Source organism: Amycolatopsis sp. NPDC114484 (assembly GCF_055633755.1).
In genome coordinates this window covers 307,978-328,097 of the sequence record NZ_JBVKDQ010000003.1, presented here as the reverse complement: position 1 = coordinate 328,097, position 20,120 = coordinate 307,978, and the positions used below count along the sequence as shown (strand labels likewise).

Genomic DNA, 20,120 nt, shown 5'->3' with positions numbered 1-20,120 from the left:
CGATGACCTCCATCACGACGAAGTGAGGAGGCGCCAGGTGACCGCGACGGTGGAATTCCCCCTGCACACCCAGGTCCGGGAGTTTGTTTCCGGCCCGCTGGAGCTGTTGATCGGCGGGCGCTGGGTCCCGGCCGCGTCGGGCCGCACGTTCCCGACCTACGACCCGGCCACCGGGGAGAAGATCGCCGAGGTCGCGCACGGCGAGGCCGAGGACGTCAACCGCGCCGTCGCCGCCGCGCGCAAGGCGTTCGACGAAGGCCCGTGGGCCGCGATGAAGCCGAACGAACGCGAACGGCTGATCTGGCGCATCGGCGATCTGCTGTCCGAGCGGGCGGAGATCTTCGGCCAGCTGGAAGCACTCGACAACGGGAAGTCCGCGGCGATCGCGACGGCGGTCGACACGAACTGGGCCGCCGACGTCTTCCGCTACTACGCGGGCTGGGCGACCAAGATCGAAGGCAGCACGGTGAATGTGTCGATGCCGTTCGCGCCCGACGCGCAGTTCCACGCCTACACACTGCGCGAGCCGGTCGGCGTGTGCGGGCAGATCATCCCGTGGAACTTCCCGCTGCTGATGGCCGCGTGGAAGATCGCGCCGGCGCTCGCCGCGGGCAACACCGTGGTGCTGAAGCCCGCCGAGCAGACGCCGCTGACCGCGCTGCTGCTGGGCAAGCTGTTCGAGGAAGCCGGATTCCCGCCCGGCGTGGTCAACATCGTCACCGGCTTCGGCGACGCCGGGGCCGCGCTGGCCGCGCACGACGGCGTGGACAAGGTGGCTTTCACCGGCTCGACCGAGGTCGGCAAGAAGATCGTCCAGGCGGCGAGCGGCAACCTGAAGAAGGTTTCCCTCGAACTGGGCGGAAAGAGCCCGAACGTGGTGTTCGCCGACGCCGATCTCGACCTCGCGGTGCCGGGTTCGGTCAACGCGTGGATGTTCAACCACGGCCAGTGCTGCGTCGCCGGAACCCGGCTGTACGTGGAGGACACGATCTTCGAGGAGTTCACCCAGGCCGTCGCGCAGGCGGCGAGCCAGGTGAAGATCGGGCCGGGCCTCGACCCGGAAACCCAGCTGGGGCCGATGGTTTCCCAGGAGCAGTTCGACCGCGTTTCGCGCTACCTCGGCGAAGGGCTCGCCGACGGCGCCCGCGCGCTCACCGGCGGAAAACGTTGGGGCGACACTGGATATTTTATCGAGCCGACTGTTTTTGTTGACGTCAAACCGGAATTCAGTATCGTCCGGGAAGAAATCTTCGGCCCGGTCGTGGCGGCCATGCCGTTCAACGCCGAACAGGGCGTGGCCGCCGCGGCCAACGACAGCGAGTACGGACTCGCCGCCGGGGTCTGGACACGCGACGTCGCGAAGGCGCACCGTACTGCCAAGGAACTGAAGGCAGGCTCGGTGTGGGTCAACCAGTACAACGGCTTCGACACGGCGATGCCGTTCGGCGGCTACAAGCAGTCCGGCTGGGGCCGGGAGCTGGGCGCGGCCGCGCTCGACCTCTACACCCAGACCAAATCCGTGAACATCGCGCTGTGATCCGCCCGCTCGAACAAAGGAGTTCCCGATGAAGACGAAAGCAGCGGTCGTCTACGAGGTGGGCAAGCCGATCGAGGTGGTCGAACTCGACCTCGAAGGCCCCGGCGAGGGCGAGGTGCTGATCCGGTACACGCACGCCGGACTGTGCCATTCGGACGTGCACATCGCGCACGGCGACCTGGAGGCCCGGCTGCCGATGGTGCTCGGGCACGAGGGCGCGGGCATCATCGAGGACGTCGGCCCCGGCGTCACCCGGGTCAAGCCGGGCGACCACGTGGTGTGCTCGTTCATCCCGAACTGCGGCGTGTGCCGCTGGTGTTCCACCGGGCAGCAGGCGATCTGCGACATGGGCGCCACCATCCTCGAGGGCTACCTTCCCGGCGAGCGGTTCCCGTTCAGCGGCCCCGGCCCGGTCAAGCAGTACGGCGCGATGTGCATGCTCGGCACGTTCAGCCAGTACTCGACCATCCACCAGAACTCGGTCGTGAAGGTCGACGACGACCTGCCGCTCGACAAGGCGGTGCTCGTCGGCTGCGGCGTCCCGACCGGATGGGGTTCGGCGGTCAACGCGGCCAACGTACGTCCAGGCGAGACGGTGATCGTGTCCGGCGTCGGTGGCATCGGCATCAACGCGGTGCAGGGTGCGCGCTATGCCGGCGCGAAGAACGTGATCGCGCTGGACCCGTTGGAGAACAAGCGCGAAAAGGCCATGGAACTCGGCGCGACGCACGCGGTCGCGACGCCGGAGGAAGCGGCTGAGCTGGCGCAGTCGTTCACCAACGGCAACGGTGCGGACAAGACGATCGTCACCGCGGGCATCGTGACCGAGGAGATCGTCACCGGAGCGTTCAACGCCACCGGGAAGGGCGGCACGATCGTGCTGACCGGGCTGAACAAGCTGTCGGTGAACAACGTCAATCTTCCCGGTTCGATCCTGACGCTGTTCAAGAAGACCGTGAAAGGCAGCCTGTTCGGCGACTGCAACCCGACCGTGGACATCCCGAAGATCCTCGGGCTGTACCAGAGCGGGGACCTGAAGCTGGACGAGATCATCACCCGCACGTACACCCTGGACGAGGTCAACCAGGGCTACGACGATCTGCTGGAGGGCCGGAACGTGCGCGGCGTGCTGGTCCACGACGCGCCGTGACAGCCGGGTCGGCTCTGTCGGCGGACTGCGGGCCGGTTTCCGGTCCGCAGTCCGCGGTTCCCCTGTTGGCTGCGGACGTGGTCGGCCGCCGCCGCGAGATCGAACTGTTGCTGGCCGGTCTCGATTGCGGCGCGCACGTCGTGCTCGAAGGCCCGCCAGGCACCGGAAAAACCACGCTGCTGCGCGCGGTCGCGGAGGCAGGCGGCTCACCTTTCGTATTCGTGGAAGGCAACGCCGAGTTGACTCCCGCCCGTTTGGTCGGACAGTTCGACCCTTCGCGGGTACTCGCCGAAGGCTACGTGCCAGAGACCTTTGTGGACGGTCCGCTCATCGAAGCCCTGCGCACCGGCGGCCTGCTTTACGTCGAGGAGGTCAACCGAATCCCGGAGGAGACGCTCAATGTCCTGATCACGGTAATGTCGGAAGCCGAACTGCACGTGCCGCGCCTTGGCCGAGTAAGCGCGGCGGACGGTTTTCGTTTGGTAGCCGCGATGAACCCGTTCGACGCGGTCGGCACCGCCCGCATCTCGTCAGCGATCTACGACCGGGTCTGCCGCATCGTCATGGGCTACCAAAGCCAAGGCGAGGAAGCCGACATCGTCGCCCGCCGCGGCCCGCCGGTTCCCGCTGAATGGCGAGACCAAGTCGTAGATCTGGTGCGCCGCACCCGCGAACACGCCGACGTACGAGTCGGCTCCTCAGTACGCGGCGCGATCGACGTGGTGCGCTTGGCAGTTTCACTGGCCCGGATCCGAGGCGCTTCCACGACGGACTGGCGGATCGGCCACGACGCCGCACTAGCCGCCCTGTCCGGCCGGATCGGCCTGCACGAATCCAGCGGACGCACCCCGGAATCAGTGATCGACGAACTGTACGCGGCAGTCTTCGGCGCGGAATCCCCTCCACCGGATTCGGAAGCAGGTGACCCGCCGGGGGAAGCCTGAGCCCGCCACCGGCGGGCCCACCACAACGACCACCCCGGCCGGGTTCCGCGCGGAGCAGCACCACACCGCGCTCAGAACTGTCCCGCAACGGCCGTTTCGCAGAAATCTCGCCCGAGGTCGGGGTACTGGACGAAGAAGCGTTCAGCACGGTATTCCGCGAGAACGCGGACGAGGCAATGGCCTTGCTGGTCGAGATGAGCAAAGCCACCGATGAGTCCCTGCGCGCGGCGTCGCGAGAGTTGGCCCGCCGATTGATGATCGACGTCGCCCGCCAAGGCCTCGCACGCTGCCGAGGCGTAGGAAAACTACGCCGAGACCGAGCCGACCGAGGCGGCGAACTAGACCTGGACCGCTCACTACCCGCACTGATAGACGCCGCAGCAGTCGGCAAAACCCCAGCACTGGACGACCTCGTGGCACGCCGATGGGCTAAACCAGAATTGGCTCTATGCCTTGTGATCGACACGAGCGGTTCGATGACAGGCGCACGATTGGCCGCAGCCGCCCTCACCGCGGCGGCCTGTTCCTGGCGGGCCCCGGTAGAACACGCGGTGGTGTCCTTCGCCCGAACAGCGGAGGTGATCCGACCCCTGCGGTCTTCCCGGTCCAAGGCGGCGGTAGTGGATTCGGTTTTGTCGTTGCGGGGTCACGGAGTTACGGCGCTGGCAGCGGCTTTGCGTAAAGCGAATGAACAACTCGTTTCCTCGCGCGCAGCCAGGAAAACGGTTCTTCTGTTGTCGGATTGCCGGGCAACAGACGACCAGGACCCGCTACCCGCCGCCCGCGCGTGCGAAGAACTGTTGATCCTAGCCCCCGCCGAAGACTGCGAGGAAGCCGAACGTTTCGCCCAAGAATCAGGCGCCCGCTGGCACCCCCTCACCGGAGCCGCAGCCGCCCCCACCGCACTAGCCACGCTCCTGGACCGTCCTTGAGGGAATCAGATTCCCTCAAGGGGTCCCTCACTGACCACCCGCCCAACCGATACCCGCGCCCCCCAACTCACCACGCACCCAAACCGCGCCCCCGTCCGCACACCCGACTCACCACACACCCCAAGGCCACGCCCACCCAACAACCCGCAGCCCGCGCACCCAACGAATCCATGCACCCACACCACCCCCGCACCCCGATACGAAGCCAAAATGCGGTCTGAGGGTGCTTGTCAAGGCATCTTTCCCGCCTTGACAAGCACCCTCAGACCGTCATCACAATCAAGCTTCGGGGTGCCCCCACCGAGACAGGACGCAATGTCGCCGCCAGGCGACGAGCCAAACCTCAACCAGCCCCCCCAGGCTCATCCCCCAACACCTCATCGGCAAACCCAGCCGCCAAAGCCCGCAACCCAGCATCCAAATACAACGTCAAATCCGCATCAGCCCGAGCCGACCACCGCTCATAAGCAGCCCGGCAAGTAGCCAGCACCGCCCGCCCGACCGCCAACGGATACAACGAATCCTCAGCCTGCCCAGTCCTGCGCGCCACAAAACTGACCACCGCGCGTTCCCAAGCGTCATAATGCCGAGTAGCACTAGCCGCCAACTCCGCCACAGTGCTGAGCAAATTCATCCGCATCCGCAGCTCAGGCACATCCTCAGCCCGATAATGATTGGCCGCCAGCACCGCCCGCCGAACCGCCTCCAACACCGGAACATCGTCCGGCGCGTCCGCGAGCAGCTCCCGGATCGCATCCACCTCGGAGTCGAACTCGTTCCACAACACATCAGACTTCGCGTCGTAATACCGGAAGAACGTCCGCCGACTGACCCCAGCGGCCGCCGCGATCTGATCCACCGTCGTCTCGTGAAACCCCTGCTCAGTGAACAGCCGAAGCGCGATCTCCTCCAACTGCCGAGCACTGGTGCCCCGAGGCCGCCCACGCCGCGGCCGAACCTCGCCAGCCTCGCCGACCGGTTCAGCAGGCATGCCTCCCCCTCCCGCGGACGCTTCTGTCACCGGGTGACAGTACTCGGCCATCGACACCCCGCGACACCTGCGGCCCGGCGCGAGACCGCAGAACGCAATCCACAATGGATTATCGAATAACCGAAGAATCCGCGATCCGAGACGGCAAGTTCGAAATGAACTCCATTCCCGATTTCATCAACCGCCACCATCGCCGACCCCGGCCCGCTTGGCCTGGCGGGCCGCGAGAACAACACCTTCGGCACCACCGCGTTCGGGCACCTACAGTGCGTTCTGGCTTTCGCCTTCCACACCTGGCAGTTCGCCCCGAAGACCCCGCCCGCCGACGCAGCGACCGCGACCGGAATGTTCCTGTTGGTGTCCACCATTTTCCCCGGCTAGATGATGATCGCGGCGCTGCGCACGGAAAGCGCGGGCAAGATCGGCGGCTGGCTCGACCTGGCCGCGGTGATCGCCTGGTCCTGATCGTTCGCGGCCGTCACCAATGCCACCACAGGCCGGGACCGGACTTCTGCCATCCGGCGGGCCCGAACATGTCCTTGGCCGCTTCCCCGACCCGCTCATGCTCAGCGCGAGACAGCCGTCCGGACTGGACAGTGCGCCGTCAGCGGCGAGGTAGGCGTCAGCGCGATGGTGCCTTCCAGCACCAAGAGCCGGTCGCCGGGTCCGCACCGGCACCGAGCCGGACCAGCGTGAACGAGTCGCCGGGGGACCGCAGCAGCTCCTCGGTCCCGCCCGCAGGGGAGAAAGCCGCGGTGTGGCTCGGCATCGGCGCCCCTTCTCGGCGTCACCTCGACCATGCCGACGCACCAGCCCGAACAGAAACCGACAGGACGCTGCCCGAACGTCACTCCGGCCGGTCCTCGCCGCGCACCCACGAGTCCAGCACGATCAGGGTGCGCGTGCTGGTGATCCGGTGGCTGCGCCGCAGTTCGTCGATCGTGCTCTGCAGGTGTGCCATGTCGCGGCTGCGCAGCCACACCACCGCGTCCGGGTCGCCGGCGATGGTGAACACCGCCTGCGCCTCCGGGATCCGCGTGGTGGTCTCGACGATCTCGGCGACGTTCGTGCTGCCGAAAAACCTCAGCTGCGCGAACGCTTCGATGCCCCAGCCGAGTTTCGCGTGGTCGACCTGCACGGTGAAGCCGGTGATGACGCCCTTCTCCCGGAGCCGGTCGACGCGCCGCTTCACCGCCGCGGTGGAGAGCGACACCCGCGTGGCGATGTCCGAGAACGTGCGCCGGGCGTCCTCGCGGAGCAACGCGATGATCTCGTGGTCGGTCGCGTCCAGCAGTTCTTCGGCCATGAGCGGCATCGTACGCAACAGATCTGTCTGATCGGCCCTCTCGCGCGTCATCCTTTGCGTCCTTGCCACTACAGTGGCCGGGCACGTTGCGCCCGGGCTCAGGGGTGGGGTGAGGTGGCTCACGTCCCAACGGCGGGTGCCCGTGGGCTGATGGCGTGCGGAAGGGAAGTGCGGATGAACGCCTTCACGTTGGAAGACCGGTACGTGCGCGAAGCGGGCACTGTCTACTTGACCGGGGTGCAGGCGCTGGTGCGCGTCCTGCTCGACCGGATCCGGCTGGACCGCCGCGGCGGCGCGGATTCGGCGGCCTTCGTGTCCGGGTACCAGGGTTCGCCGCTCGGCGGGTTCGACCTGGAGCTGGCGCGGCGGTCGGGCTTGCTGGCCGAGCACAACATCGTGCACCAGCCGGGCGTCAACGAAGAACTCGGCGCGACCGCGGTCATGGGCAGCCAGCTGGCCGCCCGAGCGGGCACGATGCGGCCCGACGGCGTGGTCGGCATGTGGTACGGCAAGGCCCCGGGCCTGGACCGGGCCACCGACGCGCTGCGGCACGCGAACCTCGCCGGCACCGATCCGCGCGGCGGCGCGGTCGCGCTGGTCGGCGACGATCCCAACGCGAAGTCCTCGACCATCCCGTGTGCGTCCGAGCACGCGCTCGCCGACCTCGCGATGCCGGTGTTCTTCCCGGCCGACGCGCAGGACGTGCTGGAGCACGGCAGGCACGCGGTCGAACTTTCCCGCGCGAGCGGGCTCTGGTCCTCGATGAAGATCGTCGCGAACGTCGCCGACTCCGGCGGCACCGCGGTGGTCGATTCGGAATGGACCGCGCCGGAAATGCCCGAGGGCGCCTACAAGCACCAGCCGAACAGCCGCCTTCTCGGGCCGGAGCTGATCACGCTCGAGCACAGCCTGCACCGCGTCCGGCTGCCGCTCGCGATGGAATACGTGCGCGCCAGCGGAATCAACCGGATCGTCCGATCCGGACCGGACGACCGGGTCGGCATCGTCACCGCCGGGAAGTCCTATTTGGACCTTCGGCAGGCGTTGCGGATGCTCGGTCTCGACGAGGCCGAACTTTCCCGCTACGGAATCCGGCTGCTGAAGCTCGGCGTCGTGTACCCGGTCGAACCGGGCATCATCAAGGAATTCGCCGAGGGCCTCGACGAAATCCTGGTGATCGAGGAGAAGCGCGCGCTGGTCGAACCGGCGATCAAGGAAATCCTCTACGGCCGCACCGGCGCGCCGCGGGTCTACGGCAAGTCCGACCAGCACGGCCAGGTGCTGTTCACCGAACTCGGCGAACTGGACCCGGACCGCATCGCCAGCGGGCTGGCCAAGCGCCTTCCGGACGCGGAACCGGTCGCGGCGTGGAAACAACGGCGTCGCCGGGAGCGGATTTCGGTGCCGCTGCTGGCTCGCACGCCGTACTTCTGCTCCGGCTGCCCGCACAACTCGTCCACAAAGGTCCCGGACGGCACGCTCGTCGGCGCCGGGATCGGTTGCCACACCATGGCTTTGTTCATGGAGCCGGAGCAGGTCGGCGAGGTCGTCGGGCTGACCCAGATGGGCGGCGAGGGCGCGCAGTGGATCGGCATGGCCCCGTTCGTCGAGACCCCGCACCTGATGCAGAACATCGGCGACGGCACGTTCATGCACTCCGGCAGCCTCGCCGTGCGCGCGGCGGTCGCGGCGGGCGTCGACATCACGTACAAGCTGCTCTACAACTCCGCGGTCGCGATGACCGGCGGCCAGGACGCTGTCGGCGGACTGTCCGTGGAGAAGGTCGCTGCGCTGCTGCTGACCGAGGGCGCGGCGAAGGTCGTCATCACCTCGGACGTGCCGCGGCGGCTGCGGAAGCGGAAGCTGCCGCGCGGGGTTGAGGTGCGCGACCGGTCGGAACTTCTTCGCACGCAAGAAGAACTGGCGGCGCATCGCGGCGTGACGGTGTTGATTCACGAGCAGGAGTGCGCGGCGGAGAAGCGGCGCAAGCGGCGTCGGGGGAAGCAGGAAACGCCTGCGCGCAAGGTGTTCGTGAACGAGCGCGTCTGCGAAGGCTGCGGCGACTGTGGCGTGAAGTCGAATTGTCTTTCGGTGCAGCCGGTCGAGACGGAGTTCGGCCGCAAAACCCAGATCCACCAAGCGTCGTGCAACGTCGACTACTCGTGCCTCGACGGTGACTGCCCGTCGTTCCTGACCGTCGTCCCGACCGGCGAGGTCAAGCGCCGGCAGCTGGCCCCGCTCAGCGCGGACGTCCTGCCGGAACCGGCGAAAAAGCTGTCCGACGTCGCCGTGCGGATCACCGGCATCGGCGGCACCGGCGTGGTCACCGTCGCGCAAATCCTTGGTGTCGCGGGGGTTCTCGACGGCAAGCAGGTGCGCACCCTCGACCAGACCGGTCTCGCGCAGAAGGGCGGCGCGGTCGTCTCGGACGTGAAGATCTCCACCGGCGCGGTCGAGCAGGCCCCGAAACTCGCGAACGGGGAATGCGACCTTTACCTGGCGTGCGACGCGCTGGTCGCCGCCGATCCGGCGTACCTCGGCGTGTCCGACGCCGGGCGCACGGTCGCCGTCGTGTCCACTTCGGAGGTTCCGACCGGACGAATGGTCGTGGACAAGGAAGTTTCCTACCCGGACCAGTCGAGCATCCGCGGCGCGCTCGGCGACGCGACCGCCGCCGGGCACTACCTCGACGCGCGCGGCCTCGCCGAGCAGATCTTCGGCGACGACCAGTTCGCCAACATCCTCCAGCTCGGCGCGGCCTACCAGACCGGGTCGCTGGCCGTCACCGCGGAAAGCCTGGAACAGGCCATCAAGATCAACGGGACCGCGGTGGAGACGAACCTGCAGGCGTTCCGGCGCGGCAGGCAGCTGGTCGCCGACCCGGACGCGCTCAACGCGGAACTCTCCCCGGCGTCGGAGGCCCCGGTTCCGGCCGCGGCCGACGCGGAAGCGGTCCGCCGGGTGCGTGCGCTGGTGCGGGCCGACGGCGAACTCGCCCGGGTGCTCGACCTGCGCATCCCGGACCTGATCGCCTACCAGGACGAGCGGTACGCGCGGCAGTACGCGGAATTCGTCGAGCGAGTCCGGGTTCAGGCGACCGCTTCGGTGACCGAGGCGGTCGCGCGGAACCTCTACAAGCTCATGGCCTACAAGGACGAGTACGAGGTGGCGCGGCTGTCGCTGGACCCGCAGCTGACCGCGGAGATCGAGGCCCAGTTCGGCGCCGGCACGCGGTTCGCGCACCGGCTGCACCCGCCGGTACTGCGCGCGCTGGGGATGAACCGCAAGATCAGCCTCGGCGGCCGCAGCGTCCGGCCCGCGTTCGCGGCGCTGCGGGCCATGCGCAAACTCCGCGGCACCCGGCTGGACCCGTTCGGCCGCGCGGAGGTCCGCCGGGTCGAGCGGGCGCTGATCGGGGAGTACCGGCAGGCGCTGACGCGCGCGCTCGAGGTCGCCGACCGGGACGACGCCCGGCTGGCAGAACTGGCCGCGCTGCCGGACTCGGTGCGCGGGTACGAGGAGATCAAGCTGGCCAACGTGGCGGCCTACCGGCGGCGGCAGGAGGAGCTGCTGAAGGAACTGGAGCTGCCGGACTCGGTTCGGGTCGCGACTGCGTGAGGGGAGTCGCTGCGGGCGGGTTCGTGCCGCGGCGACTCCGGCAGCTGTTTGGGCCGCCGGGCTTGTGCGGGTCGCGAGTGCGAGGGAGTGCTGCTGCGGGGCGGGGTTCGTGCCGCGGTGGTTCCGGCGTCTGTTCGGGCTGCCGGGCTCGGTGCGGGGCTGCGACTGGGCAGGAGTGCAGCTGCGGCACGGGGTTCGTGCCGCAGTGGCTCCGGCCTCTGTTCGGGCCGCCGGGCTTGTGCGGGTCGCGACCGCGAGGGAGTGCTGCTGCGGGGGCGGCGGGTTCGTGCTGCAGCAGCTCCGGTTGTTTCGGGGCGAGTCGTCTGTCCGGGCCGCCGGGCTTGGTTCGGATCGCAGCTGCCTGAGGGGTGCTGCTGCGGGCGGGTTCGTGCCGGAGCGGCACCAGCGTCTGTTCGGCCGCCGGACTGGGTGCGGGTCGTGACTGCGCGACGGGGACCCGCTGCGGGGCAGGCTGCGTGCCGCAGCAGCTCCGGTTGCCTCGGCTCGGCAACTGTGCCGGTTTCCAGGCGAACCGTCCGCTTCAGCCACCGGCGAGCACTTTGCCCCACCTCAGCGGCGGATTCCGCGCACAAATCCACTGACCGGCGCTAGATCAACTCCCCAAAACCCCATTCAACGCGCATTCCGCGTTCATCCTCCGCGCAGTGCCAGAAACGACGGGGAGACGGGCGAACCCGATCTCCCCGCCGTTTCGGCCTTCCCGCAGCGCCCGGCGCGGCCCGAAAAGCCGTGTAGGTGTCACACCAACGGGTGGTCCTGGCGAACCTTTCCCGGCGACCCGCGTCCGTCCCCCGATCGGTGGGGTGGGCGGCGCTCGGCGGGGTGCTCCGCCGGCAGGGCTGTGACCAGTGCAGACGCGCCGAATCCCCTAATGCCCCTAATCGGGGGATCGATAAAGTCCCTAGTGGGTGCCCCGGCTAACCCGGGTGACCCCCCGATGGCGGCCACTCGGCGGAGTCCTATCTTCGGAAAAGGAGCCGGCTCTGGGGCCGGCCCGTCCGTTTCTCGGACAACCCCACCCCGATCCGTTGTCACCACAGGAGAATACAAACTATGGGCCCGGTGCAGACGCTGCACGAATTCGCGCTGAACCTGCTGAACGACCCGCAGTCGCTGGCGGACTACAAAGCCGACCCGCAAGGGGTGCTGAACGGCGCCGGTCTCGGCGAGCTGAACCCGTCGGACGTGCAGGACATCATGCCGCTGGTCATGGACAGCGCCCCGCTGCCCGCCGCTCCGGCCGTTCCCGCGGTGCCGGGCGTCCCGGCCGCTCCGAGCCTCCCGGCCGTGCCGGGCGTGCCCGCCGCCCCGAGCGTCCCGTCGGCTGACCTGGCCGGCGCCTTCGACAAGGCCAACGCCGCCGCCGAGCCGGTGGCGCACGAGGCCGGCGACGGCCTCGGCGGTCTCCTCGGCGGCCTGCCGAACCTGAGCCCGGTCTTCGAGGGCGTCAGCAACGTCGCCGACGCGACCGGCCTGAACACCGTCACCCACGGCACCCTGGCCGCGGTCTCCGGCGTGCTGGACCACGTCGCCGACGCGACCCACCCGCTGCCGCTGGTCGGCCCGATCGTCGACGCCGCCGCGATCGACACCGAGAACACCGTGAACGCGGTGGGCGACCACGTCTTCGACGGCAAGCTCGTCGGCTCCGCGGTGGACGCGACCACCAACCACCTCGGCGACGCGCTGACGTGGAAGGCCGTCGTCTCCGAGACCGCGAAGATCCCCGGCCTCGGCGGCCCGGTCAGCGGCATCGTCGAGGACGTCCGCCAGGGCGGCTCGCACCTGCTGGGCACCGTCAACGAGGCGATCGGCTCGACCCCGGTGGGCGTCCACGGCGACAACCTCCGCGCCGACCTGACCCACGCCACCGGTGACCTGACCTCGGCCGGCGACCTGTCCGGCACGCTGGACCACGCCGCCGGCGCGCTTCCGGCCGTTCCGGGCCTCCCGGCGCTTCCGGCGGTGCCGGGCGCGGGCGAGCTGCCGCACGTGCCGGGCGTCGGTGCGCTGCCGCAGGTCCCGGGTGTCGGCGCGCTGCCGCAGGCCCCGTCGGTCCCGGGCGTCGGCGAGCTGCCGCACGCTCCGGAGCTGCCGTCGGTCCCGGCCGCCCCGAACGCGGGTTCGCTGACCCACGCCATCGAGGGTGCGACCGCGCACGCGCCGGCCGTCAACGCGGCTGCGCAGCACGTCACGAGCACCGTCCAGGACGCCGTCGAGACCGGCACCCAGCACGCGACGACCGGCGAACTGCCGGACGTTTCGCACGCCGCGCCGCTCAACGAGGTGCAGAACCACCTGCACGACGTCGCGGGCGGCCTCGAGTCGCACGCGAGCAGCCTGCACCTGGACAACCTGCACCTGGGGCACTGATCCTGGCGTAGCAAGGGTTTTCCCGCCGCGGGCCCGGACCGGTCATGGTCCGGGCCCGCGGTTTTTTGTGCCGGGGGAGCAAGGACGGGGTCGCACCTGGGTCACCGGCCCTGGTGTGCCAAGGGTTTCCCGGCACCGGGCAGCAAGGACAGCAACGGCTGGCCATCGCGGAAGAGGTCGCCGGTCGGGCCGTCTGGCGGAAGCGTCGCGGCCCACACCACGCCGCGGGCGCTTTCGAGTGCGGGGCGGGCGGCGTCCTCGTCGCCGCGTTCGGGATGTGTGGCGGTTTCTCCCGGATCGACGGCGTTGACGAGGATCGGGGTGTCCCGCAGCGCCGAGGCGAGCACGCCGGTCAGGGTGTTCAGCGCGTGCTTGGCGAAGGAATGCGCCGGGGCGCGCAGGCTCGCGCCGAGGTCGAGCCCGGTCGAGATCTGCAGTGCGGAAACGCTGGAAACATTGACGATCCGGGCCGCCGGTGCGGCTTTCAGCAGCGGCAGCAGCAACTGCGTCAGCTGCCACGGGCCGAGCACGTCGATGTCCAATGCGGACTGGACGGCGGCCACGTCGGCGTCGAGCGCGGACAGCGCGGCGAAATCGACGGTGTCGCTGGCATTGTTGACCAGCACGTCGAGGTGGCCGAAGGATTCGGCCAGGTAGTCGGCCGCGGCGGTCATGGTGGCCAGATCGGTGAGGTCGAGCCGCAACGCGGTGGCGTTCGGGAGCCGCGCGGCAAGGGATTCGGCTCGGGGCAAATCGCGAGCGGTCAGTATTACGTGATAGTCCTGTTCGGACAGCAGCCGGGCGATGGCGAAGCCGAGTCCGACGGCGCGGCTGGTTCCGGTGATCAGGGCGGTTTTCGGCACTGCGATACTCATTTCACGAGTCAGTGGGCGGAATGTTTCGGAAGGAATCCCACGAGGGCCAGCGCCACGAGGTACAGGCCGGCGCAGATGCCGAAAACCAGTTCGGCGGCGGGGATCCAGGACGGCGTGGCGGCCGGTCCGACACGGGCGAAGAACACGGTGCCGAGCGCGGCGACACCGATGGCTCCGGCGAATTGCTGGGCGGCGTTGAGTATTCCGGAACCGCTGCCGACTTCTTCGGGCGTCGCGTCGCCGAGGATGAAATCGAAAAGCGGAATGAACAGCAATCCGGAACCGGCGCCGGTGATGAACAGCGCGGGGGCGAGCTGCCAGAGGGTGATGGCCGCGCCCCAGTGCGCGATCGACCACCACAGGACGAGCAGTCCGGCGACCGCGATAGCGAGTCCTAAGTGGAGCGACGTGCGGCCGAGTTTCGCGGCGAGTACCGCGCCGGACAACAGGGTCGCGACGGCCGTGCCCGCGGCCCAGGGGAGCAGGGCGAACCCGGACTGCAACGGAGCCCAGCCGAGACCGGACTGCAGCAGCAGGTTCACGACGAGCACGAATCCGCTGAGCGAGGCGTAGAACCCGCCGGTGATCAGCAGGCCGAACACGAAGCCGCGCTTGGAAAACAGCGACGGCGCGATGACCGGGTGACTGCTGCGGCGTTCGGATCTCGCGAACAAGGCGAAGGCGACGACACCGGCGGCCATCAGCACGTACGTCCACACCGGCCAGCCGAGTTCGCGGCCTTGGATGAGCGGCACGATGAGCAGCGCTGACGCGGCGGTGAGCAGGCCGACGCCGCGCAGGTCGAGGCGGGCGCCGCGGTCCTCGCCGCTGTGCCGCGGCAGCACGCGCAGGCCGAGCAGTCCGGCGAGGATGCCGAACGGGACGTTGATCAGGAAAATCGAGCGCCATTCGCTGCCGAACAGGTTCAGGTGCAGCAGCCACCCGGCGAGGATGGGCCCGGCGACGGTGGCCAGGCCCATGATCGGGCCGAACGGCATCAGGGCTTTGCGCAGCTGATCGGGCGGGAAGACGACCTTCACCAGCGCGATGCCTTGCGGGATCATCGCCGCGCCGAACAGGCCCTGGAACACGCGGGATCCGATCAGGAACCCGGGGCTGGGCGCGAGCCCGCAGGCCAGCGACGCGAGGGTGAAGCCGGTCATGCCGAGCAGGAACAGCCTGCGGCGGCCGAGCAGGTCGCCGAGCCGGCCGGACGTCACGAGGCCGAGCGCGAACGCGGCGGTGTAGGCCGACAGGACCCACTGCAGGGTCACCGCCCCGCCGCCGAGGTCGGCGCGGATCGAGGGGCCGGCGAGGGCGGCGACGCTGGTGTCGATGAGGTCCATCAGGTCGGCGATCACCACGACGACCAGCACCAGCCACGCCTGGACCAGCGGAAGCGGCTCGACGCGGGGAGACGAACTAAGTTCAGTAGTCACGAACTAAGTTCTAGGTGACGAACAAAGTTCGTGTCAAGCTATAGTGGCGGACATGCCCGCTGCCCCCCGAGAGCGCCGCGCCGCCCGGCACGCGTCCGCCGGCGCCGAAACCGCCGAGGTCACCGCGCGGAAACCGCGGAAAGAACCGATCACGGTCGACCGGATCACCGACGCCGCGCTGCAGGTCGTCGCCACCGAGGGCTACGACGCGCTGACCGTCCGCCGGGTCACCGCGGTGCTCGGCACCGGACCGTCGTCGCTGTACGCGCACATCGTCAACAAAGAGGATCTCGACGATCTGCTCATCGGCAGGCTCTGCGCGCAGATCGAACTGCCCGAACCGGACCCGGCGACGTGGCGGCAGCAGATCCTGGACGTCTACGGCCAGATCCGCGACCTGTACCTGAAATACCCCGGGGTGTCGCGCGCCGCGCTCGCGATGGTCCCGACGCATCTGGAAACGCTGCGGGTCGGCGAAGGGATCCTGGCGATCCTGCTGGCCGGCGGCATCGAACCGCAGACCGCCGCGTGGGCGCGGGATTCGCTCACGCTCTACGTCACCGCGTACGCCTGGGAGCGGTCACTTGTCCGGCAACGGCAGCAGCGCGGCGGCGAGTGGGTGCTCAGCCAGGAGGAACTGATCGAACGGTTCACCGCGCTGCCGGAGGAGAAGTTCCCGCGCACCCGGCAATACGCGACGGAGCTGACGTCCGGCGCCGGGCATGACCGGTTTGTCTTCACGGTCAACCTGATCACGCGGAATCTGGCTGGCGGGGCTGGGGAATTGCCGGATCGCGGAAGCCCGGACGCCTGAGCGCGCGGAATCTGGCTGGCGGGGCCGCGGAGTTGCCGGATCGCGGAAGCCCGGACGCCTGAGCGTGCGGAATCTGGTTAGCGAGGCTCTGGAATCGCCGGATCGCAGCAACCCGTCATCCGGGGCAATTCCCGGTTGACCTCGGCCAGTTCGGCGGCGACCGCGTGGCACGGTTCGCACACGGCGAGGTGCCCGGCGAGGACTCCGGCCCGGCGGGCGGGCAGTGTGCCGCGCAGCCACGCGCCCATCCGGCGGCGGACTTCCTGGCACTGCGGCAATTTCGCGTCCGGCACCTGGACTTGCAGGTACGCCTGCCGCAGTCCTTCGCGGGCGCGACGGGCGAGCACGGCGACACCGTTGGGCGAAACGCCGAGCACCGGCGCGAGTTCCGCCGGGGTGTCGCCCTCGGCGGACATCCGCCACAGCACTGTCCGCCAGCGGCCGGGCAGGGTCCGGTAGGCCGACCACACCAGCCGGTCTTCCGAGCGCATGACCGCGAGTTCGTCAGCGCCGCCATCGAGAGTTACGGGTTCCGGAACGGTCGCGTAGAGATCGATACGATTTTCGTGGCGGCTCCACCGGGCGAACAGATTTCGCATTGTGGCGACGAGATACGCGGGCGCGTTCGATTCCGGGCCGCCGCCCGCCGCGACCGTGCTGAGCACTCGCGCGAAGGCCTCGGCGACCAGGTCGTCGCGTTCGGCCTGCTGGCGCACCAAACCGGCGGCGACGCGGCGCATCAACGTGACGTGCCGCCGGAACAATTCCCCGCCGGCCTGGCAATCCCCGGCGCGTACGGCGGCGAGGAGTTCGGCGTCGGTGCGCTCGTCCTCTCGCGCGTCGGTGACCAGAGTGCTGCCCAGCGTCGCGTCCACCGTGCACCTCCCACCGGACCGGCCCACACCTCGTCACGCGGGACTACTGAAAGTAACTGGTACAGCAGTGTACTCCATATGGCGGCGGGGATCGGGCAGTCGGCCGCGCGATTCGGCTCCGGCCGCCGACGTCAGCCATCCGGGGAAGTCTTGGCCGCTCAAGGACATTTAGCTCGGCCGCCGACTGTCCGAAGTGGACTATTGACGCCCGGTCAGGAAAACTTTCCGGCCAATTCGGTGAAATAGGGCGTCATCGCCGGGTGGTAATCGGCGAAGTCCGGCTTCGGCGTGCCGTCGAAGGCGGCGGCGAACATGTCGAGGTAGTACTCCCAGCCGGGGCCCGCTTCCGGGATCTTGTCCGCCGAGTCCAGGTGGTGCACCAGCTGGAGTTCCGTTGCCGCGCCTTGGGACTCGAGCCGCAGATCCATCCGCCAGGCCCCGGATTCGTCGGTCGACGACACAGCCAGGCGGCGCGGCGGTTCGCAGGCGTCGACGCGGAGGTCCATCCAGGGCTGCTCCTCCTCGAACAGCATCCGCACCCTGATCATCCGACCGGGTGTCCCGTCGCCCTCCCAGGGACCGAACCAGCGCGCGGTGCGTTCCGGCTCGGTGATCGCCGCCCACACGTCGTCGATCGGCGCGCGGAAAGTGCGCGGCAGGACCAGGTCGATGCTGTCGGCGAGACGGTGCGCTCTGGCGGTGGGCACGGGTTTCATGCGGTGTTTTCCTCTCCGGAAGCGGTGTCCCGGCGACGTTCGCGACGGGTGCGGTGGACCTCGGTCTCCAGCGCGTCGAGCCGCTGCTGCCAAGCCGGCGGCGCGACGAGCTGCGTGAGCCAGGCGGTGAGTTCGGCGAATCCTTGGGGGTCGAGCGCGTAAAACCGTTGCCTGCCTACGAGTTCGTCGCGCACCAGTCCGCTTTCCCGCAGCACGCGCAGATGACGCGACACCGCGGGCCGGCTGATGGCGAAGCGCGCGGCGATCTCGCCAGCGGGCAGTCGCTGGCGCTGCAGGAGTGCCAGGATGTCCCGCCGCACCGGGTCGGCGATCGCGTTGGCGACCAGATCCACGGCGGAAGCGTAACCCAGCGGTTACGCGTTCGGCAAGCACGTCACGGCCAGGTCGACGCGCCGCCGCGGCGTTTGCGGACCTCTTTCCCCGCGCCGGGCGGGAAACCATGCTTGGTAAGCCGCACTTCGGCGAGCTCGTCGGCGCTGGTGACGGTGAGGAACAGGCTCAGCAGCAGGCTGATCAGCAGCGCGGCGACGATCATCCCAGCGGGCATCGGCGTGACCAGCGTGAGCACGACATAGCCCGCGATCAGCCAGGGCAGCGCCTCGATGAAGATCCGGAACGCGAAGCGCAGCACCCAGGTTTTCGCGGTCGCGTCGTGCAGCACCCACTCGCGGTACTCGTCGGGGAGTACCCCGCCGTAGACGTAGTGCAGCCAGCGCACCGGGCCGGGACGCTTCATGCCCGCCGGGTACCCCGTGCTCAGGCGGTATACGCCCCGAGTTTGACCGGGTTCATCAGCCAGAACAGCCGGTCGATGCCCTCGGCCGACGCGGAGACGGTCAGCACCGCGAGCACGGCTCCGCCGTGGCGCACCACCGCCGCGGGCTGGCCGTTGGCGTCGCTCCAGCCCACTTCGGTGCCGGGCCAGAACCGGCCGGCGAACGCGCGGACGTACTTCGCCACCGTGACCGCGCCGACCACCGGGATCCGCGTCGCGCGGACCGCGCCGCCGCCATCGGAGTAGCTGACGACGTCCTCGGCGAGCAGTTTCTCCAGCGTCGCGAGGTCGCCGGTGCGCGCGGCGTCCACGAACGCGGTGAGCAGCCGCCGCTGTTCCGACGGCTCGGCGGGCGTCCGGCGTTCCGCGGCGAGGTGCTTGCGCGCCCGGCTGACCAGCTGGCGCGCGCTCACCTCGGTGGTCTGCACGATGTCGGCGATCTGCTGGTACGGATAGTCGAACGCCTCGCGCAGCACATAAGCCGCCCGTTCCGTCGCCGGCAGCTTCTCCAGCAGGAACAGGACCGCGACCTCGAGCGCGGCGGAGCGCTCGGCGCCGAGCTGCGGGTCGGCGGAGGCGTCGATCGGCTCGGGCAGCCACGGGCCGACGTAGGTTTCGTGCCGGACGCGGGCGGTCTGGCTCGCGGTGATGGCCAGCCGGGTCGTAGTGGTGGCGAGGAACGCGCCGGGGTTGCGGACGGCCGAGCGGTCGCAGGTCTGCCAGCGCAGCCAGACGTCCTGCAGGAGGTCTTCGGCGTCGGCGACGCTGCCGAGCATCCGGTAGGCGATCCCGAACAGCCGCGGCCGGACCTGCGCGAACACCGAGGCGGCCTCGGCGATTTCCTCCATCTGCGGCGCGGTCCTTTCTCCTCCGGCGGGTATTCGCGAGCTTAGCGGGCAGGGGTGTCACAAATCGGCGCGCTGTCCGGTCCTGACTGGAGACGCGCACGGCGACCGCTGTGGCGGAACGGAGGGAACGAGCATGAAGATCGTCGTCATCGGCGGGACCGGGCGGATCGGTTCGCAGGTCGTGCGACTGCTCGAAGGGCACGAAGTCGTGGCGGCCGCGCCGAGCACCGGCGCGAACACCCTGACCGGCGAAGGGCTGTCCGGCGTCCTGCAGGGCGCTGACGTGCTGGTGGACGTGTCGAACTCCCCGTCGTTCGCCGACGACGACGTCCTGGAGTTCTTCCAGCGCTCGACCGGGAATCTGGTGCGGGCCGCGCGCGAAGCCGGGGTCGGGCATTTCGTCGCGCTGTCCGTCGTTGGCGCCGACGAGCTGCCGGATTCCGGTTACCTGCGGGCGAAGGCCGCGCAGGAGAAGCTGATCGAGGAAAGCGGCCTGGCTTACACGATCGTGCGGGCGACGCAGTTCCTGGAGTTCGCGGTCGCGATCGCGGACTCCTCGACGGTCGACGGCGTGGTCCGGCTTTCCGACGGCGGCACGCAGCCGATCGCGGCGGAGGACGTCGCGGTGGCGGTCGCGCGGGCGGCGGGCGAACCGGCGGTCGGCGGGATCGTCGAGATCGGCGGTCCCGAGGTGCTGCCGATGGACGAGTGGATCCGCCGGGTGCTGACCGCGCGGAAGGACCCGCGCGAGGTGGTGACCGATCCGGCCGCGAAGTACTTCGGGACGGTGCTGGGCAAGGACAGCCTGGTTCCGGCGGAGGGGTCGTGGCGCGGGAAGGTCGGGCTGGCGGAGTGGCTGAGCCGGTGAAGCTCGTGCGCGGCTGT

General features: G+C 69.3%; 19 protein-coding genes. 8 read left to right on the top strand and 11 right to left on the bottom strand.

All coding sequences use genetic code 11. From position 1 onward, the window contains the following. Positions 1–37: 37 nt before the first annotated feature. The 3 genes from ACZ7SW_RS10970 (at position 38) to ACZ7SW_RS10960 (ending at position 3,631) form a co-directional block, all read left to right on the top strand. Positions 38–1,537, top strand: coding sequence for an aldehyde dehydrogenase family protein (locus ACZ7SW_RS10970; protein WP_470230223.1), 1,500 nt, complete (start codon positions 38–40; stop codon positions 1,535–1,537). Positions 1,538–1,565: 28 nt separating this feature from the next. Then, the gene (locus ACZ7SW_RS10965) at positions 1,566–2,687 is read left to right on the top strand and encodes an NDMA-dependent alcohol dehydrogenase (protein WP_354745114.1); all 1,122 of its coding nucleotides are present in this window, start codon (positions 1,566–1,568) and stop codon (positions 2,685–2,687) included. Positions 2,688–2,752: 65 nt separating this feature from the next. After that, positions 2,753–3,631, top strand: coding sequence for an AAA family ATPase (locus ACZ7SW_RS10960; protein WP_470230222.1), 879 nt, complete (start codon positions 2,753–2,755; stop codon positions 3,629–3,631). Positions 3,632–3,702: 71 nt separating this feature from the next. Here the strand turns inward: ACZ7SW_RS10960 and ACZ7SW_RS10955 are convergent, their stop codons facing one another. Next, positions 3,703–3,906 (bottom strand): hypothetical protein, encoded by a 204-nt coding sequence (locus tag ACZ7SW_RS10955; protein WP_470230485.1) that lies wholly within the window; start codon positions 3,904–3,906, stop codon positions 3,703–3,705. Between ACZ7SW_RS10955 and ACZ7SW_RS10950 the strand changes: the two genes are divergently transcribed. Then, positions 3,808–4,563, top strand: coding sequence for a vWA domain-containing protein (locus ACZ7SW_RS10950; protein WP_470230221.1), 756 nt, complete (start codon positions 3,808–3,810; stop codon positions 4,561–4,563). The two genes, ACZ7SW_RS10955 and ACZ7SW_RS10950, sit on opposite strands and share 99 nt — an antisense overlap. A 343-nt stretch (positions 4,564–4,906) precedes the next feature. Here the strand turns inward: ACZ7SW_RS10950 and mftR are convergent, their stop codons facing one another. The 3 genes from mftR to ACZ7SW_RS10935 all read right to left on the bottom strand — a co-directional run bounded on the left by mftR (position 4,907) and on the right by ACZ7SW_RS10935 (position 6,860). Further along, positions 4,907–5,554, bottom strand: coding sequence for a mycofactocin system transcriptional regulator (gene mftR / locus ACZ7SW_RS10945; protein ID WP_470230476.1), 648 nt, complete (start codon positions 5,552–5,554; stop codon positions 4,907–4,909). Between the two features lie 622 nt (positions 5,555–6,176). Continuing rightward, complete coding sequence (locus ACZ7SW_RS10940) at positions 6,177–6,323, bottom strand: hypothetical protein (RefSeq protein WP_470230220.1); 147 nt, start codon at positions 6,321–6,323, stop codon at positions 6,177–6,179. Between the two features lie 78 nt (positions 6,324–6,401). Next, positions 6,402–6,860 carry an Lrp/AsnC family transcriptional regulator gene (locus ACZ7SW_RS10935; RefSeq protein ID WP_116199280.1) on the bottom strand — a complete coding sequence of 153 codons (459 nt, stop codon included), beginning with the start codon at positions 6,858–6,860 and terminating at the stop codon, positions 6,402–6,404. Between the two features lie 174 nt (positions 6,861–7,034). On the opposite strand from ACZ7SW_RS10935, the gene ACZ7SW_RS10930 reads away from it, so the two are divergent. Both ACZ7SW_RS10930 and ACZ7SW_RS10925 read left to right on the top strand, forming a co-directional pair. Next, complete coding sequence (locus ACZ7SW_RS10930; RefSeq protein ID WP_470230219.1) at positions 7,035–10,478, top strand: indolepyruvate ferredoxin oxidoreductase family protein; 3,444 nt, start codon at positions 7,035–7,037, stop codon at positions 10,476–10,478. A 1,074-nt stretch (positions 10,479–11,552) separates the two neighbouring features. Continuing rightward, positions 11,553–12,872, top strand: a complete 1,320-nt coding sequence (locus ACZ7SW_RS10925; RefSeq protein ID WP_470230218.1) for an IniB N-terminal domain-containing protein — start codon at positions 11,553–11,555, stop codon at positions 12,870–12,872. Positions 12,873–12,973: 101 nt separating this feature from the next. Here ACZ7SW_RS10925 and ACZ7SW_RS10920 read toward each other — a convergent pair whose 3' ends face one another. Then, positions 12,974–13,747: an SDR family NAD(P)-dependent oxidoreductase gene (locus tag ACZ7SW_RS10920; protein WP_470230217.1), complete on the bottom strand. Its 774-nt coding sequence runs from the start codon at positions 13,745–13,747 to the stop codon at positions 12,974–12,976. An 8-nt stretch (positions 13,748–13,755) separates the two neighbouring features. After that, positions 13,756–15,186, bottom strand: coding sequence for an MFS transporter (locus ACZ7SW_RS10915; RefSeq protein WP_470230216.1), 1,431 nt, complete (start codon positions 15,184–15,186; stop codon positions 13,756–13,758). A 52-nt stretch (positions 15,187–15,238) separates the two neighbouring features. Between ACZ7SW_RS10915 and ACZ7SW_RS10910 the strand changes: the two genes are divergently transcribed. Beyond that, a complete protein-coding gene (locus tag ACZ7SW_RS10910) occupies positions 15,239–16,000 on the top strand; it encodes a TetR/AcrR family transcriptional regulator (RefSeq protein ID WP_470230215.1) in 762 nt (253 codons plus the stop codon). 77 nt (positions 16,001–16,077) lie between these two features. Here the strand turns inward: ACZ7SW_RS10910 and ACZ7SW_RS10905 are convergent, their stop codons facing one another. The 5 genes from ACZ7SW_RS10905 to ACZ7SW_RS10885 form a co-directional block, all read right to left on the bottom strand. Next, positions 16,078–16,875, bottom strand: a complete 798-nt coding sequence (locus ACZ7SW_RS10905) for a sigma-70 family RNA polymerase sigma factor (RefSeq protein ID WP_470230214.1) — start codon at positions 16,873–16,875, stop codon at positions 16,078–16,080. A 212-nt stretch (positions 16,876–17,087) separates the two neighbouring features. Beyond that, positions 17,088–17,591, bottom strand: coding sequence for an SRPBCC family protein (locus tag ACZ7SW_RS10900; protein WP_470230213.1), 504 nt, complete (start codon positions 17,589–17,591; stop codon positions 17,088–17,090). Continuing rightward, on the bottom strand, positions 17,588–17,944 hold the full coding sequence (locus ACZ7SW_RS10895; RefSeq protein WP_470230212.1) for a metalloregulator ArsR/SmtB family transcription factor: 357 nt from the start codon (positions 17,942–17,944) through the stop codon (positions 17,588–17,590). The genes ACZ7SW_RS10900 and ACZ7SW_RS10895 overlap by 4 nt, the downstream gene beginning before the upstream one ends. Before the next feature lie 41 nt (positions 17,945–17,985). Beyond that, positions 17,986–18,348 (bottom strand): DUF5313 family protein, encoded by a 363-nt coding sequence (locus ACZ7SW_RS10890; protein ID WP_470230211.1) that lies wholly within the window; start codon positions 18,346–18,348, stop codon positions 17,986–17,988. Between the two features lie 20 nt (positions 18,349–18,368). Next, positions 18,369–19,235: an RNA polymerase sigma-70 factor gene (locus ACZ7SW_RS10885; RefSeq protein WP_470230210.1), complete on the bottom strand. Its 867-nt coding sequence runs from the start codon at positions 19,233–19,235 to the stop codon at positions 18,369–18,371. 133 nt (positions 19,236–19,368) lie between these two features. On the opposite strand from ACZ7SW_RS10885, the gene ACZ7SW_RS10880 reads away from it, so the two are divergent. Next, the gene (locus tag ACZ7SW_RS10880) at positions 19,369–20,103 is read left to right on the top strand and encodes an SDR family oxidoreductase (RefSeq protein ID WP_470230209.1); all 735 of its coding nucleotides are present in this window, start codon (positions 19,369–19,371) and stop codon (positions 20,101–20,103) included. The last annotated feature ends 17 nt before the right edge of the window (positions 20,104–20,120 follow it).